The sequence below is a fragment of the Sphingomonas sp. genome (genome assembly GCF_964263785.1).
Classification (GTDB): Bacteria; Pseudomonadota; Alphaproteobacteria; order Sphingomonadales; family Sphingomonadaceae; genus Sphingomonas.
Genome location: NZ_CAXVWL010000019.1, coordinates 54706 through 69819, shown reverse-complemented (window position 1 = coordinate 69819; position 15114 = coordinate 54706). Strand labels below are relative to the sequence as shown.

The following is a 15114-nucleotide window of genomic DNA, read 5'->3' as shown; positions in this document are numbered from 1 at the left end:
GCTTGAGCAGCCGTCCCCCGATCGTCCAAGCATGGGTACGAAAAGACCGGCCCGAGCGATCTGCTCGGGCCGGTCTTTTGCTGTCATCTGCAATGCGGTGAGGATAAGCTACCGCTGCATCTTCATCAGTTCGTCCATCGGCATGATGGCGTGGCTCAGGTTCGCCATGATCCACAAGGTACCGACCAGCACCAGCGCGACGATCAGCGTTCCGAACGCCAGCGCCAGGACGTTGTTGGTGTTGTCCGGCCCGCTCGTCACGTGCAGGAAGAACACCAGGTGCACTCCCATCTGTCCCACCGCCAGCGCGATCAGCGCCACCGGGATGCCCGGCCCCCAGATCAGTCCGCTGCCCGCCACGTAGAACGATCCGGCCGTCAACAGCGCGGCAGCGCCGAGCCCGACCACATAGCCGCGCACGTCCTGGGCGACCGACAGGTTCTCGGGGCTGTCGCCGGGCGCCCGATCCTCGCCGATGCCGGCGCCCTCCTCGCTTTCCTCGCTCATACGCTTGCTCCCGCACCCAGCAGATAGACAACGGTGAACAGCGCCACCCAGATGATGTCGAGCGCGTGCCAGAACAGCGCAAAGCAGGTGATCCGCCTGATGATGTCGTCGCGAAACCCCTTGGCCCAGACCTGCGCCATCATCGTCGACAGCCACAGCAGCCCGAGCGTGACGTGCAGGCCATGGCAGCCGACCAACGCGAAGAACGACGATAGGAACGCGCTGCGCCCCGGCCCCGCGCCTTCGCCGATCAAGTGGACGAATTCGTACAGCTCGATAGTGAGGAACCCGGCACCCAGCAGCGCGGTGACCGCCATCGCGACCTGGAACCAGAACGTATTGCGCGCCGCCGCCGCGATCCCCGCCATCCCGCAGGCGAAGGACGACATCAGCAGCAGCGCGGTCTCGGCGGCGACCAGCGGCAGCTCGAACAGCTGGCGCCCGCCGGGGCCGCCAGCGGTTTCGCCGACCAGCACCGCATAGGCCGCGAAGAACCCGGAAAACATGATGAAGTCGGAGAGCAGGAATATCCAGAAGCCATAGGACACGACGATCCGCTTGGGCGCAGGGCCGCGCTCGCTGATCGGCACCTCGCCATGCCTCAGCTTGTGCGGATCGGCGTTGGCGGCGGCGCTCATGCGTGCGCTTCCGGCGGCAGGTCGAGCAGCTTCGCCTTGCCATCGCGGCGCACGCGGTCGCGGCGCTCGACCTCGTCGGCGTGGATCTCGTATTCCGCCTCGTCGCGCCACGCGAACGCCACGAAGGTCGCCCAAGCACCGAAAAAGCCGACGATCACCAGCCACCAGATATGCCAGACCAACGCAAAGCCCATCGCGCTTGAGAAGAACGCCGAGACGATGCCGGTCGGCGAGTTCTTGGGCATTTCGACGTCGACATAGTCGGGGCGCTCGCTCAGGCGCCGATTTCCGCGCGCCTTGGCCTTCAGCTGCCAATACGCCTCCTCGCCCTCGACATTGGGCAGCACCGCAAAGTTGAACACCGGCGGCGGCGAGGCGGTAATCCATTCCAGCGTACGCCCGTCCCACGGATCGCCGCTGGTATCGCGCAGCCGCTCCCGGTCGCGGATGCTGACCCAGAGCATGACGATCTGGCACAGGATGCCGCCGAAGATCATCAGCGCACCGACGCCGGCGACGATCAGCCACGGCTGCCACGCGGGCACGTCGTAGCGCGCCAGCCGGCGGGTCATTCCCATCAGCCCGAGGACGTAGAGTGGCATGAAGGCGACGTAGAAACCGGTGATCCACAGCCAGAAGCCGCGCTTCGCCCAGGTCTCGTCGAGTTGGAAGCCGAACATCTTGGGAAACCAGTAGGTGAAGCCCGCGAACGCGCCGAACAGCACGCCGCCGATGATGACGTTGTGGAAGTGCGCGACCAGAAACACCGAATTGTGGAGCTGGAAATCGGCGGGCGGCACCGCCAGCAGCACGCCGGTCATGCCGCCGATCACGAAGGTGCACATGAACCCGATCGACCACAGCATCGGCGACGTGAAACGGATGCGCCCGCCGTACATCGTGAACAGCCAGTTGAAGATCTTCACCCCCGTCGGCACCGCGATGATCATCGTCGTCACGCCGAAGAAACCGTTGACGTCGGCGCCCGCCCCCATCGTGAAGAAATGATGGAGCCAGACCATGAACGACAGAATGCAGATGACCATCGTCGCGACGATCATCGAACGGTAGCCGAACAGCGGCTTGCCCGAGAAGGTCGAGACGACTTCGGAGAAGATGCCGAACGCGGGCAGGATCAATATGTAGACCTCGGGGTGCCCCCATGCCCAGATGAGGTTGACGAACATCATCTGGTTGCCACCGGCGTCGTTGGTGAAGAAGTGGAAGCCGAGATAGCGATCGAGAATCAGCATCGCGAGCGTCGCGGTCAGGATCGGGAACGCCGCGACGATCAGCAGGTTGGTCGCGAGGCTCGTCCAGCAGAACATCGGCATCCGGGTATAGCCCATCCCCGGCGCGCGCATCTTGAGGATGGTGGTGACCAGATTGACCCCGCTCAGCAGCGTCCCCACCCCCGATACCTGAATGCCCCAAAGGTAGTAATCGACCCCGACCCCGGGCGAGAACGGCAGTTCGGAGAGCGGCGGATAGACCACCCATCCGGTCTTGGCGAACTCGCCGATGACCAGCGACATGTTGATCAGCAGCACGCCGCTCGCAGTCAGCCAGAAGCTCACCGAATTGAGGGTCGGGAAGGCGACGTCACGCACCCCCAATTGCAGCGGCAGCGCGAAGTTCATCAGCCCGATCATGAACGGCATCGCCACGAAAAAGATCATGATCGTGCCGTGCGCGCTGAACACCTGGTCGTAATGGTCGCTCGGCAGATAGCCGGGATTGCCCATCGCCAGCGCCTGTTGCGACCGCATCAGCAGCGCATCCGAGAAACCGCGGAGCAGCATCACGCCCGCGAGCAGGCAGTACATGACACCGATCCGCTTGTGGTCGACCGAGGTGATCCACTCGCGCCACAGATAAGGAAAATGCCCGGCCTTCCACACCCAGCCGAGCACACCGAGAATGACGATCGCGACCACACCCGAGGCGACGAGCGGGATCGGCTCGTGGAAGGGGATCGCGTCGAGGGTCAGCTTGCCGAACATCTATTGCTCCCGCCCGCCGACCGCCTTGTGCGCCGACAGCGTTCCCGATTGCCGCACCACCTCGTCGAACAACCCCGGCGCGACCGTGCGGTAGGTATAGGGCTTCACGTTCTCGCTCTCGTCGAGCAACTTGAGATACCCGCGCGCGTCGAGCACCGGTCCGCCCGCCTTCGCGCCCGCGACCCAGCCCGCGAACTGCGCCGGGCTCACCGCATCGGCCGGGAACGCCATGCCCGGGAAGCCCTTGCCGCTGTAATGCGCCGACAGCCCGCGATAGCGCCCCGGCTTGTCGGCCATCAGGTTCAGCCGCGTCGTCATCCCCGACATCGCATAGATCTGGCTCCCCAGCCGCGGCACGAAGAAACTGTTCATCACGGTCGCCGAGGTGATGCGGAAGCTGACCGGCGTGCCGACCGGGATCACCAGCCGGTTGATGCTGGCGACGCCCTGATCGGGGTAGATGAACAGCCACTTCCAATCGAGCGCGACCACCTCGACCCGGACCGGCCTGACCTTCGACGCCAGCGGCTTGGGTGGGTCGAGGTCGTGGCTGCCGATCCAGGCGATACCGGCCAGGAAGATCACGACCAGAGTCGGGATCGACCAGACGAGCAGCTCCAGACGCCCCGAATAGGTCCAGTCGGGGCGATACTTCGCCTTCGCGTTGCCCGCGCGAAACCACCAGGCGAACGACAGCGTCAGCATGATCGTGGGCACGACGATCGCGAGCATGATGCCGAGCGAATTGAGCAGGATCGTCCGCTCCCCCGCCGCGACCGGCCCCGCAGGCGACAGCACGCCGGGCTCGCACGCGGTAAGCAGTGCGCAAGCGGCAGCGGTGGCGAGAGCCCGCAGGCGCGGACGGGTAGACGACGCGGGGATGAAGCGGTCGGTCACGCCGCTGCCCTACGCCTCGCGCTCCACGCCGAACAGGGGCAAGGCCCGGGCACACGCAATTTATTTACCTTCCCGGCGCGACGCCGAGCGGGATGACCGTCGCGATGCCGCCAACCTGGCCAATCCAGGCGGTGACGCCATAGACTTCGGCGATCCGATCGGCGGTCAGGACCGTGACGGGCGGGCCATCGGCGACCAGGCGCCCACCATCCATCAGCAGGATGCGGTCGCAGAAGCGCGCCGCCAGCGCCAGATCGTGGAGCACCGCCACCACCAACGTGCCGCCGACGGCGGTCGCGCGCAGCAAGGCCATCACCGCCAGCGCGTGCGCCGGATCGAGCGCGGCGAGCGGCTCGTCGGCGATCAGCGCGCGCGCTTCCGCCGCCAGGGCGCGCGCCAGCAGCACGCGTGCGCGCTCACCGCCCGACAGCGTCGTCGCGTCGCGTTCCGCCAGATGCGCGACGTCGGCTGCCGCCATCGCGCGCGCGACCGCCGCCTCGTCGCCCCAGCCCATCCGCGCGAGCGGCGCGACATGCGGCAGCCGCCCGAGCGCGACCAGCCGGCGCACGGAGAGCGGCCAGTGAATGGCGCCGCCCTGCGGCAGATAGGCGACCGTCCGGGCGACCGAATCGCCCTCGATCGCGATCGCGCCCGTGGCGGGCACCAGCCCGAACGCCGCACGCACCAGCGTCGACTTGCCCGCGCCATTGGGGCCGAGGATGCCGATCAACCCGCGGTCGAGCGTCGCGCTGACCCCGTCGACCACCGTGCGCCCGCCCAGCCGCACCGATACGTCGCGCAGGTCGATCACGACCACGCCCCCCGCTCGCGCCGCAATTGCACCAGGAACACCGGCACCCCGAGCAGCGCGGTGACCACGCCCAGCCGCAACTCGCTCGACGTCGGCACCAGCCGCACCGCGACATCGGCCAGCGTCAGCAGCGCCGCCCCGCCGATCGCCGACGGCAGCAGCACGGCCGACGGCGACCGGTCGGTCAGCGGCCGCACCAGATGCGGCACGATCAGTCCCACGAACCCGATGGCTCCGGACACCGCCACCGCGCCGCCGACCCCGATCGCGGTGCCGATCAGCAGCCGCACGCGCAACCGCCCGAGATCGAACCCCATCGAGCGCGCCGCATCCTCGCCCAGCGTCAACGCATCGAGCGCGCGCGCGTCCCATGCCAGCAGCGCCAGCCCGGTCGCGATGCATGGCAGCGCTAGCGCGACATGCGCCATCGAACGGTCCTCCAGCGACCCCATGAGCCAGGTCATGATCTCCATCGCCGCAAACGGATTGGGCGAAAGGTTGAGGGCCAGCGCGATCCCCGCGCCGCTGAGCGTACCCACCGCGATCCCCGCAAGAATGAGCGACAGCGAGCCCGCGCCGCGTCCGGCGAGCCCGACGAGCAGCAGCAACGCCAGCAACGCCCCCGCCACCGCCATCGCGGGTAGCGCGACCGGATGCAGCGCCGCGAAACCGAAGTAGAGCGCGACTACCGCGCCGAGCGCCGCCCCGTTGGAAGCGCCGAGCACCGACGGTTCGGCAAGCGGGTTGCGCAAGAATCCCTGGAGCGCCGCCCCCGTCATCCCGAGCATCGCCCCGACCGCCAGCCCGAGGATCGCCCGCGGCAGGCGGAGGTCGAGGACGATGATGCGGGCGATCGGATCGCCGGTGCCGGTGAGCGCGGCGACGACCCTCGCGGGCGCGAGCGGAACCGCGCCGATGGCGAGCGACAGGATGGCGGCGAGCAGAGCGAGCGCGGTAAGTGACGCAAGGAGAATGGAACGGTGCAACCTCACCACACCGCTTTCGTCACCCCGGACTTGTTCCGGGGTCCAGCGCGCCTCCGGCGAGACGGATCATGAGGCGCCCTGGACCCCGGAACAAGGCTCTCCTGAGCGAAGACGAAGGGTCCGGGGTGACGGTTGGCATCGGTGCACTGGCGTCCCCCACGACAAACCGGCAGGGCCCACCGATGCGTCGTCTCCTTCCGCTCCTGCCGCTTCTTGCCGTTGCAGCCACGCCCTCGCCCGCGCCCAAACGCATCGTCTCCCTCCACCTCTGCGCCGACCAATACCTTCTCGCCCTCGCGGACCGCAGCCAGGTCGCAGGCCTCACCCGCTACGCCCGCGACCCAGCCATGTCGCCGCAGGCCGCGCAGGCACGCAGCTGGCCGGTCACCGGCACCTCCGCGGAGGAAGTCCTCGCGCTCGACCCCGACCTGGCGATCGTCTCGCCGGGCCGCACCTTCCTCAACCGTCCCCGCGCCGTGCTCGAACTCGCCGACACGCACGATTACCCCGGCATCGTCGCGCAGACCCGCCTCGTCGCCCGCGCGATCGGCCACCCCGAGCGCGGCGAGGCGCTGATCCGCCGGATGAACGCCGCGCTCGCCCGCGTGCCCCGCGATGCCGGCCGCCAGAGGGTCGCCGCCGAATACCAGCGCCGCGGGTTCCTGACAGGTACCGGCACGCTGATCGACGACCTGATGCGCCGGGTCGGGCTGGTCAACCTCGCCGCGCGGCTCGGCCGTTCGCCGCTGGCGCAGGTGCCGATCGAGGCGATCGTCGCCGCGCGCCCCGACTTCCTGCTGGTCGAGGAAGGCGATACCGCCGTCGTCGATCAGGGCACCGCGATGCGCGCGCATCCGGCGCTCGCGCACATTCCGCGCCTCGTGCTGCCACGCGCGTCGACGACCTGCGGCGGCCCCGCCTACGTCCTCGCCGCCGCGAGCCTGGCGCGCCAGCTCCGTCAGAACCGCGCCCTGACGCCGCCGTAAGCCCCGCGCCCGGCGGTGGCATAGCTGAACACCTCTTCGTAATGCTCGTCGAACAGGTTCTCGACTCGCCCGAACACCGCGATCGCCGGGGTCAGCTTGTACTCGACGTTGAGATTGACCAGCACATACTCCTGCAGGCTGACCCGCACCGGCGCGAAGCTCGGGTCGGTGAATGCGTCGTCTTGCTGCCGCCCGTTGTAGCGCACGCTCAGTGTTCCCGCGAACCGCGCGTCGCGGCTGGTGCCGGTCACGTTGACACTGCCCACATGCCGCGGCCGCCGCACCTCCTGTACGCCGTTCTCGCGCGAGCGCGTATAGGTATAGGCGAGATCGAAGCGCAGCTGGTCGATCGGCCTTGCCGACACGAACGCCTCGACCCCGTGCTGGCGCGACAAGGTCGTGCGGTTGCCGGGTGTCGCGACGAAGTTGGCATCATAGGCCGTGAACACCTCGTTCTCCAGCTTGCTGTCGAAATACGTCGCGCCGATCGTGGACCGCCCGAAGGTTTGGTCGAGCCCCGCTTCCCAACCTTTCGACGTCTCGGGCTTCAAGTCCGGATTGCCGATGTAGCGCCCATCGTCAAAGCCGTAGAGTTCGTAATAGCCCGGGTTCTTCACCCCTGTCCCGTAGGCCCCACGCAAGCGGGTGCCTTCGGCCAGCCTGTAGCCACCCTGCACCCGCCATGTCGTCGTATCTGCAAAGCGCGTATTGCCGTCGTGCCGCACCGACCCGCCCAGCGCCAGTCCGCCCGCATTCAGCTCATACTGGCCGACGATGCCGACGTTGCCGGTATGCCGATACCCCTGGAATACGAAGTTCGACGGCGTCGTGTTGCGGAACCGCTCGCGCTCCACATCGACCGCGCCGGTGATGCGGTGGGTCGCCGCACCGGTATCGAAGCGGAACGCCGATTCGAACGACCCTTTGTAGCGCTGCCCGCGGTCGCCGAAATCGTAGCCGAACGCAGTGTACTGATCGCGCGCGGTGCTCGCGACCTGCCCGGTCAGCGCGTTGGTCCAGCGCCCGTCGGCCAGCGCCAGCTCGGCGCGAACCAGCCCGTAGATCGCTTCGGTCTTGAAGCGCGATCCGGGTAAGTCGATGACCGTCCCGAACCGTGGGCTCGCCGGGTCGAACTCGGTGCCATTGGTGTCGGCCGCCAAGTTGGAATAGCGCGCCACGCCGGTCAGCTTGAACGTGTCGGAAGGCGCCCACGTCACCTTGGCGCTGGCGTTGTAACTGTCCGATCCGACGTCGCGCGTGCCGCCGCGCGCGGTCGGGACGCCGCTGGTGAGATAAGCCGCACCCGACACCGCATAGTCGAGCGCGCCCGCGACCCCGCCGCCCCGCGCCGCGCCGGTGACGGTGCCGAACGACCCGCCCTCGATGCGGGCGCTGACTCCGGGCACGTCGCGGCCCGTCGCGGTGATGTACTGGATGACCCCGCCGATCGCGTCGGAGCCGTAGAGCGCGGACTGCTGCCCGCGCAGCACCTCGATCCGCGCGGAAGGATCGGCGAGCAGCCCGGCGAAGTCGAACTCGCCCTGGAACGGATCGGCGACCTCGATCCCGTCGACAAGCACGAGGACGTGGTTCGCCTCGGTCCCGCGAACACGGACCTGGGTCAGCCCGCCCGCCGTGCCCGCGCGGTTGACCGACAGGCCGGGCACGTCGCGCAACACGTCGGAGACGACACGTGTCTGGCGCTGCTCGATCGCGGCGGCATCGAGGACGGTGATCGACGCGGGCACGTCGGCGGCGGCGACCGCGTCGCCCGATCGCGACGCGGTGACGACGACGGTGTCGCCCGCGGCATCGGTGGCGGCCTGGGCAGGATCGCTCTGCGCAAGCGCAGGCGTGGCAAAGGCTGCGGCGAACGCCGTCAGCGAAATGGTATAGCGGTTCATCTCGATATAACCCCGGCGTCGTGCGACTGCGCGGACGCGGGGCGGACGCCGTGAGTACGACGACCGGTCGGGCATGGGTGCGAACGGACGCGTGATCGCCCACCCCCAAGCGCGACCCTTGCGGCCCCGGCCGCATGGGCGTCGCTCGGACGGACAGAGCCGCGCCCCGGCCACCCCCTGGACCGCGGACATGAGCGACAGCGCAGGCAGGTCTCCTGGCTCGCGGGTCATAACCCGGTGCGCTCGCCTTCCCAGAGCTTACGCCCCAGTGGCTGTCCCGCCCGAAGGCCGGACGACGCGCATCGCGCTCGCCGCTTACAGTTGCAGGGACAGCCGCGGATTTGGGGTCACCCCCTCACCGCATTCCCTTTGAAGCCCTTTCGGGCACCTGCGCGATCGTCGGAATCAAGCTCGCGCCCGCTTCCGGCACCGCTCTTAGGCGAAGACGCGGCGGTCAGTCTACCCAGTCGAGCCCGATGTCGCGGTAGACCGATCGGTCCTCGTCCCAGCCGGGCTTCACCTTGACGTGGAGGTACAGATGGACCGGACAGCCGGTGATGCGAGTCAACTCCGCCCGCGCGCGCGCGCCGATCGCCTTGATCCGCTCGCCGCCCTTGCCCAGCACGATCGCGCGCTGGGTAGGACGTTCGACCAGGATCTGCTGGTGGATCTCGACCGATCCGTCGGCGCGCTCGGCGTAGGTCTCGGTTTCGACCGTGCTGGCGTAAGGCAGTTCGGCGTGAAGCTGGAGAAACAGCTGCTCGCGCGTCACTTCGCTGGCCAGCGCGCGCTCGGTCGCGTCGGACACCTGGTCCTCGGGATAATGCCACGGTCCCTCCGGCATCAGCCCGGCGAGCGCGCGCTTCAACTCGGACACGCCGTCGCCAGTCTGCGCGCTGACGAACCACGTTTCCGCGAAATCCACCATAGTGTGCAGCCGCTCGGCATGGAGCAGCAGCTTGGCCTTGTCCGCCAGATCGACCTTGTTGAGGATAAGGTGCTTGGGCTCTGCGCGGTCCTTCAGCGCTTCGGCGATCGCGGTCACCTTGCCGCCGATCCCGCCCTTGGCGTCCACCACCAGCGCCAGCACGTCGGCGCCCTCCGCCCCGCCCCACGCCGCCGCGACCATCGCCCGGTCGAGCCGGCGCTTGGGTTCGAAGATGCCCGGGGTGTCGACCAGCAGCAGCTGCGTTTCACCTTCGATCGCCACGCCGAGCAGCTTGGCGCGGGTCGTCTGCGCCTTGGGGCTGACGATCGCCACCTTCTGGCCGACCAGCGCATTGACCAGCGTCGACTTGCCCGCGTTGGGCGCGCCGACCACCGCCACGAGTCCGCATCTGGTCATGTCAGTTTGTCCAACAGCGCCCGCGCCGCGGCGGTTTCCGCCTCCTGCTTGCTGCTCCCGCTCGCGCTCGCATCCGCATAAGCACCGATCGTCACCGCGACGGTGAAGCGCGGCGCGTGGCCCGGGCCGGAGCGATCGACGACGGTATATTCGGGCGCCTTGCGGTTGTGCGCCGCGGCCCATTCCTGCAGCTGGGACTTGGGGTGCTGCGGCGCGCGCAGATGCGCGGTCGCCCGGTCGCCCCACGCCTGTCGCACGAACGCGCGCGCGGCGTCGTACCCGGCGTCGAGGTACCACGCCCCGATCAGCGCTTCGGTCGCATCGCCGAGCACGTTGTCGCTGTCGAACGCCCCATCGTCGCGTGCCTGCTTGCCGAGCTTCAGGTAGGTCCGCACCCCCAGCGCCCGCGCGACGTCCGCGCACACCGCGCCGGTCACCAGCGCGTTCAGCCGCTTCGACAATTGCCCCTCGGCTTCTTGCGGGAACAGCTCGAACAACCATTCCGCCATGGCCAGCCCCAGCACCCGGTCGCCGAGGAACTCCAGCCGCTCGTAATTGGCCGCAGCCTGGCTGCCGTGGGTCAGCGCGCGCTCGAACGGCGCGGGGTCGGTCGGCGCACGCCCGAAGGTCGCGGCGAGCCAGGCGTGCAGTCCCTCGCTCAACCGCCGATCCGCTGCCAGCGCGCCGCCGTCAGCCACGTCCACGGCTTGAAGAGCTGCGCATTGCCGTCGGTCGAGAAGAAGGTGACCAGCACCCGCCCCTCCAAATTCTCCAGCGGCACATACCCCATGCCGCCCGGCGGTGCGAAGCGGCTGTCTCCCGAATCGTCGCGGTTGTCGCCCATCAGGAATACGTGCCCCGCGGGCACGGTATAGACGTCGGTATCGTCGCGGTCGGGCATCTGCCCCTGATCGAGCACGGTGTACGTCGCGCCGCCGGGCAGCGTCTCGCGATATTGCGGATAGCGGCAGACGGGCTTGCCGGCCTCGGTGTCCTGAAACGCGGCGTCGCACTTGTCCGTGCCGAAATTCGGGGTCAGCGGCAGGACGAAGTCGGCCACCCGCTGTTTGGGTACCGCAACGCCGTTGAGAATGAGCTGCCCGCGCCGCATCTGGATCGTGTCGCCGGGCAGGCCGATGGTGCGCTTGACGACGTCGTGGTCGAGCACTTCCGGCGCGCGGAACACCACGACGTCGCCGCGCGCGGGCATGCGGCTGAACAGCTTGCCCGAAACCGGCGGCACCCCGAACGGCATCGACCACCGCGAATAGCCGTAGTTCCATTTCGACACGAACAGATAGTCGCCGATGAACAGCCGCGGCAGCATCGATTCCGAGGGGATCGAGAAGGACGTGATGAAGACGCTGCGAAAGATCAGCACGAACAGCGCGAGCTTCAGCAGGAAGCGGATCGTCTCGCCCGTTTCGGAACGGAGCTCGGAACGGGCGGATTTGGCGGCCATGGACGGACCCTTACCCGCGTCCGTGCGTCGTGAGTAGCCATTGTCGCAGCGAGCCGGTACGGGCGCCTGCGAAGCCACGAGGACGCAAGCCATGACCGACTGGTCGACGATCGAAGCCTTTCCCAAGCGCACCCTGGTCGAACTGTTCGCCGACGACCCCGAGCGGCTCGGCAAACTCAGCCTCGACGTCGCGGGCATCCATTTCGACTGGGCCAAGACCCACCTGACGCTGCAGACGATCGAGGCGTTCGCCGCGCTCGCCAAGTCGTGCGATCTCGCGGGCAAGCGCCAGGCGATGTTCGGCGGCGAAATCGTCAACGTCACCGAAGGCCGCGCGGTCGAGCACACCGCCGAGCGCGGCGAAGGAAAAGCCGAGAGCGTGGCCATCGCCCAGGCGAGCCACAGCCGCATGCGCACCTTGATCGATGCGATCGAGGCCGACGCGCTCGGCCCCGTCCGCCACATCCTCCACGTCGGCATCGGCGGCTCGGCGCTCGGCCCCCATTTGCTGGTCGACGCGCTCGGGCGCGAGGAGAAGCGCTACGACGTCGCGATCGTCGCCAATGTCGACGGCACCGCGCTGGAGGACGTGTTCGACCGCTTCGATCCTGCCGCAACGTTGCTGGTCGTCGCATCCAAGACCTTCACCACGACCGAGACGATGATGAACGCGTCCTCGGTCCTCGCGTGGATGGAAGAACACGGCGTCGAGGACCCCTATGGCCGCGTCGTCGCGCTCACCGCCGCGCCCGACAAGGCGGTCGAATGGGGCGTCGACGAGACCCGCGTGCTGCCGTTCTCGGAGTCGGTCGGCGGCCGCTATTCGCTGTGGTCGACGATCGGCTTCCCCGCGGCGCTCGCGCTAGGCTGGGACCAGTTCGAGGAGCTGCTCGAAGGCGCCGCCGAGATGGACCGTCACTTTCGCCTGTCCGCACTGCACGAGAACGCCCCCGCGCTCGCCGCCTTCGCCGACCTCTATTATACTCAGGTCCGCGGCGCCGAGACCCGCGCGCCCTTCGCCTATGACGAGCGCCTGCGCCTGCTGCCGAGCTACCTCCAGCAGCTCGAGATGGAGTCGAACGGCAAGGGCGTGACGGTCGACGGCAAGCCGGTCGGCCGCCCGACCGCGGCGATCACCTGGGGCGGGGTCGGCACCGAAGCGCAGCATGCGGTATTCCAGTTGCTCCACCAAGGCACGCATCTGGTGCCCGTCGAGTTCCTGGCGGTCATCGAGCCCTACGATACGCTGCCCGAAGAACACCACCGTGCCCTCCTCCTGAACGCCTTCGCGCAAGGCGCCGCGCTGATGAAGGGCAAGCCCGCCGACGATCCCGCCCGCAGCTATTCGGGCGACCGGCCGTCGTCGACCCTGCTCCTCGACCAGCTCGACGCCCGCACGCTGGGGGCGCTGATCGCTTTCTACGAACACCGCGTCTTCGTGAACGGCGTCCTGCTCGGCATCAACAGCTTCGACCAGTTCGGCGTCGAGCTCGGCAAGGAAATGGCCAAGGCCGCTGAGAACGGCGGCGGCGACTTCGACGCCTCGACGACCGATCTGATCCGGCGTGCCGGGCTGGACTGACGCAGGCTGCGGCCTTATGTGTATCCGTGACCGGAGTCTTGCACATGCGTACGAATATCGAGATCGACGACGGGCTCATGGCGGAAGCGATGAAGGCCATCGGCTCGCAGACCAAGCGTGAGACAGTGGAGGCAGCGCTCCGTCGTCTGATCCAGACACAGAACCAGCGCCAAGCCCTTAAACTGCGCGGCAAGATCAACTGGGATGGCGATTTGAACGAGATGCGCCGCGATTGATCGTCGCCGATAGCAGCGTCTGGATCGATTTCTTCCGCAACACGCCGACGGCGCCCGTGCGGCGGTTGGAAGCGGCTATCGAGCGCGACGAAGTGCTGATTGGTGATCTGATCCGTGCGGAGGTGTTGCAGGGTTGTAGAACGGACCGTGAGTTCGAGCATGTGCTGAATGTGACCGGTTCCTTTCCGGCGCTGCTTATCTCGGATGAGCAGGTCGCTGTTCAATCGGCTCGCAACTACCGTACGCTGCGCGCTCGCGGCATCACTATCCGAAAAACCATCGATGCGCTTATCGCGACCCGCTGCATCCTGGACGACACTCCACTCCTTTACACGGACCGCGATTTCGATCCATTCGTCCAGCACCTCGGCCTTCGGTCGGCGCTCGACCCGCCTGGAGTAACCTGATGCCCGACTTCGACTACGACCTGTTCGTCATCGGTGCAGGCTCCGGCGGCACCCGCGCGGCGCGCGTGTCCGCGGCACACGGCGCAAAGGTTGCGGTAGCGGAGGAGTACCGGGTCGGCGGCACCTGCGTCATCCGCGGCTGCGTGCCCAAGAAACTGCTCGTCTACGGTGCGCATTTCGCCGAGGACCTGAAGGATGCGAAGCGCTTCGGCTGGGACGTGCCCGACGATTGCGCCTTTTCCTGGGCTACGCTGCGCGACAACGTCATGGCGGAGGTCGACCGGATCAACGGCGCGTACACGACGACCTTGCAGAACAACGATGTCGAGATCATCCACGCGCGCGCCGTCGTCACCGGACCCAACAGCCTCAAGCTCGACGACGGACGCGAGGTCACGGCCAAGACGATCCTGGTCGCGGTCGGCGCGCATCCCGCCATTCCCGAGTGCACCGGTCACGAACACGGCATCACCTCCAACGAGGTGTTCCACCTCCCCGACGTGCCCAAGCGCGTGCTGATCGCGGGCGCGGGCTATATCGCCAACGAGTTCGCCGGCATCTTCCATCAGTTCGGCGCGCACGTGACGCTGATCAATCGTACCAAGGAGATACTGCGCGGCTACGACCTGTCGATCCGCGACCGGCTGCTGCAGATCTCGCTGATGAAGGGCATCGACTTCCGCTTCGATGCGACCTTTCAGGGGGTCGAGAAGCACGAAGACGGCTGTCTGACCGTCACCATGTCGGGACACGAACCCATCACGGTAGATCTCGTGCTGTTCGCCACCGGTCGCGTACCCAATACGCGAGGCCTCGGGCTGGAGAGCGCAGGCGTCACGATCAACGACCGGGGCGCGATCGCGGTCGATGACGACAATCGCTCGACCTGTCCGTCGATCTACGCGGTCGGCGACGTCACAGACCGCATCCAGCTCACCCCCATCGCGATCCGCGAGGGACAGGCGTTCGCCGATACGCTGTTCGGCGGCAAGCCGACTCGCGTCGACTATGATTGCGTGCCCTCGGCGGTCTTCAGCCATCCGCCGATGGCGGGTGTCGGCATGACCGAGAGCGAGGCCAAGCAGAAGCTCGGCACCGTCCGCGTCTACACCGCCGATTTTCGTCCGATGAAGAACGTGCTGGCGAACCGCGACGAACGCGCGCTCTACAAGATGGTGTGCCACGGCGAGACCGACCGGATCGTCGGCATCCACATGATCGGCCCCGACGTCGCCGAGATGATGCAGGTCGCCGCGGTCGCGGTGAAGGCAGGGCTGACCAAGGCGGACTTCGACTCGACGGTGGCGTTGCATCCGACGATGGCCGAAGAGCTCGTGTTGATGAAGTGAC

The 15114-nt window shown here is 67.7% G+C and carries 15 protein-coding genes and 1 riboswitch; of the genes, 5 read left to right on the top strand and 10 right to left on the bottom strand.

What is annotated here, in order from left to right; translation table 11 throughout:
* Window positions 1-108 precede the first annotated feature (108 nt).
* From cyoD to ACE5C1_RS02485, 6 genes are all read right to left on the bottom strand, one after another.
* Complete coding sequence (gene cyoD, locus ACE5C1_RS02510) at window positions 109-507, bottom strand: cytochrome o ubiquinol oxidase subunit IV (protein WP_374942480.1); 399 nt, start codon at window positions 505-507, stop codon at window positions 109-111.
* Window positions 504-1145 (bottom strand): cytochrome (ubi)quinol oxidase subunit III, encoded by a 642-nt coding sequence (locus ACE5C1_RS02505; protein WP_374942479.1) that lies wholly within the window; start codon window positions 1143-1145, stop codon window positions 504-506. The genes cyoD and ACE5C1_RS02505 overlap by 4 nt, the downstream gene beginning before the upstream one ends.
* Window positions 1142-3148 (bottom strand): cytochrome o ubiquinol oxidase subunit I, encoded by a 2007-nt coding sequence (cyoB, locus tag ACE5C1_RS02500; RefSeq protein WP_374942478.1) that lies wholly within the window; start codon window positions 3146-3148, stop codon window positions 1142-1144. The genes ACE5C1_RS02505 and cyoB overlap by 4 nt, the downstream gene beginning before the upstream one ends.
* The gene (cyoA, locus tag ACE5C1_RS02495; protein ID WP_374942477.1) at window positions 3149-4045 is read right to left on the bottom strand and encodes a ubiquinol oxidase subunit II; all 897 of its coding nucleotides are present in this window, start codon (window positions 4043-4045) and stop codon (window positions 3149-3151) included.
* A 64-nt stretch (window positions 4046-4109) separates the two neighbouring features.
* Window positions 4110-4862: an ABC transporter ATP-binding protein gene (locus tag ACE5C1_RS02490; protein WP_374942476.1), complete on the bottom strand. Its 753-nt coding sequence runs from the start codon at window positions 4860-4862 to the stop codon at window positions 4110-4112.
* A complete protein-coding gene (locus tag ACE5C1_RS02485) occupies window positions 4853-5848 on the bottom strand; it encodes a FecCD family ABC transporter permease (RefSeq protein ID WP_374942475.1) in 996 nt (331 codons plus the stop codon). The genes ACE5C1_RS02490 and ACE5C1_RS02485 overlap by 10 nt, the downstream gene beginning before the upstream one ends.
* Before the next feature lie 176 nt (window positions 5849-6024).
* Between ACE5C1_RS02485 and ACE5C1_RS02480 the strand changes: the two genes are divergently transcribed.
* Entirely contained in the window at window positions 6025-6828 is an 804-nt protein-coding gene (locus tag ACE5C1_RS02480; protein WP_374942474.1) for an ABC transporter substrate-binding protein, read from the top strand.
* Here ACE5C1_RS02480 and ACE5C1_RS02475 read toward each other — a convergent pair.
* The 4 genes from ACE5C1_RS02475 to lepB form a co-directional block, all read right to left on the bottom strand.
* Entirely contained in the window at window positions 6801-8732 is a 1932-nt protein-coding gene (locus ACE5C1_RS02475) for a TonB-dependent receptor plug domain-containing protein (RefSeq protein WP_374942473.1), read from the bottom strand. The two genes, ACE5C1_RS02480 and ACE5C1_RS02475, sit on opposite strands and share 28 nt — an antisense overlap.
* 187 nt (window positions 8733-8919) lie before the next feature.
* Window positions 8920-9139: riboswitch (cobalamin riboswitch) on the bottom strand.
* Between the two features lie 47 nt (window positions 9140-9186).
* Window positions 9187-10077 (bottom strand): GTPase Era, encoded by an 891-nt coding sequence (gene era, locus ACE5C1_RS02470; RefSeq protein WP_374942472.1) that lies wholly within the window; start codon window positions 10075-10077, stop codon window positions 9187-9189.
* Window positions 10074-10739 (bottom strand): ribonuclease III, encoded by a 666-nt coding sequence (gene rnc, locus ACE5C1_RS02465; RefSeq protein ID WP_374942543.1) that lies wholly within the window; start codon window positions 10737-10739, stop codon window positions 10074-10076. Before rnc ends, era begins: the two co-directional genes overlap by 4 nt.
* On the bottom strand, window positions 10736-11539 hold the full coding sequence (gene lepB, locus ACE5C1_RS02460; RefSeq protein ID WP_374942471.1) for a signal peptidase I: 804 nt from the start codon (window positions 11537-11539) through the stop codon (window positions 10736-10738). Before lepB ends, rnc begins: the two co-directional genes overlap by 4 nt.
* Before the next feature lie 91 nt (window positions 11540-11630).
* Between lepB and pgi the strand changes: the two genes are divergently transcribed.
* Genes pgi through gorA form a run of 4 tightly spaced genes read left to right on the top strand, consistent with a single transcriptional unit; the run spans window position 11631 to window position 15113 of the window.
* Window positions 11631-13121: a glucose-6-phosphate isomerase gene (gene pgi / locus ACE5C1_RS02455; protein WP_374942470.1), complete on the top strand. Its 1491-nt coding sequence runs from the start codon at window positions 11631-11633 to the stop codon at window positions 13119-13121.
* Window positions 13122-13165: 44 nt separating this feature from the next.
* Window positions 13166-13357 (top strand): type II toxin-antitoxin system VapB family antitoxin, encoded by a 192-nt coding sequence (locus ACE5C1_RS02450; protein WP_374942469.1) that lies wholly within the window; start codon window positions 13166-13168, stop codon window positions 13355-13357.
* A complete protein-coding gene (locus tag ACE5C1_RS02445; protein WP_374942468.1) occupies window positions 13354-13764 on the top strand; it encodes a PIN domain nuclease in 411 nt (136 codons plus the stop codon). The genes ACE5C1_RS02450 and ACE5C1_RS02445 overlap by 4 nt, the downstream gene beginning before the upstream one ends.
* A complete protein-coding gene (gene gorA / locus ACE5C1_RS02440; RefSeq protein ID WP_374942467.1) occupies window positions 13764-15113 on the top strand; it encodes a glutathione-disulfide reductase in 1350 nt (449 codons plus the stop codon). Before ACE5C1_RS02445 ends, gorA begins: the two co-directional genes overlap by 1 nt.
* The last annotated feature ends 1 nt before the right edge of the window (window position 15114 follow it).

Bases quoted from the DNA above. Each gene is read 5' to 3' on its own strand.
- cyoD (WP_374942480.1), bottom strand. From the start codon at position 507: ATGAGCGAGGAAAGCGAGGAGGGCGCCGGCATCGGCGAGGATCGGGCG.
- ACE5C1_RS02505 (WP_374942479.1), bottom strand. From the start codon at position 1,145: ATGAGCGCCGCCGCCAACGCCGATCCGCACAAGCTGAGGCATGGCGAG.
- cyoB (WP_374942478.1), bottom strand. From the start codon at position 3,148: ATGTTCGGCAAGCTGACCCTCGACGCGATCCCCTTCCACGAGCCGATC.
- ACE5C1_RS02480 (WP_374942474.1), top strand. From the start codon at position 6,025: ATGCGTCGTCTCCTTCCGCTCCTGCCGCTTCTTGCCGTTGCAGCCACG.
- ACE5C1_RS02475 (WP_374942473.1), bottom strand. From the start codon at position 8,732: ATGAACCGCTATACCATTTCGCTGACGGCGTTCGCCGCAGCCTTTGCC.
- era (WP_374942472.1), bottom strand. From the start codon at position 10,077: ATGACCAGATGCGGACTCGTGGCGGTGGTCGGCGCGCCCAACGCGGGC.
- lepB (WP_374942471.1), bottom strand. From the start codon at position 11,539: ATGGCCGCCAAATCCGCCCGTTCCGAGCTCCGTTCCGAAACGGGCGAG.
- pgi (WP_374942470.1), top strand. From the start codon at position 11,631: ATGACCGACTGGTCGACGATCGAAGCCTTTCCCAAGCGCACCCTGGTC.
- ACE5C1_RS02450 (WP_374942469.1), top strand. From the start codon at position 13,166: ATGCGTACGAATATCGAGATCGACGACGGGCTCATGGCGGAAGCGATG.
- gorA (WP_374942467.1), top strand. From the start codon at position 13,764: ATGCCCGACTTCGACTACGACCTGTTCGTCATCGGTGCAGGCTCCGGC.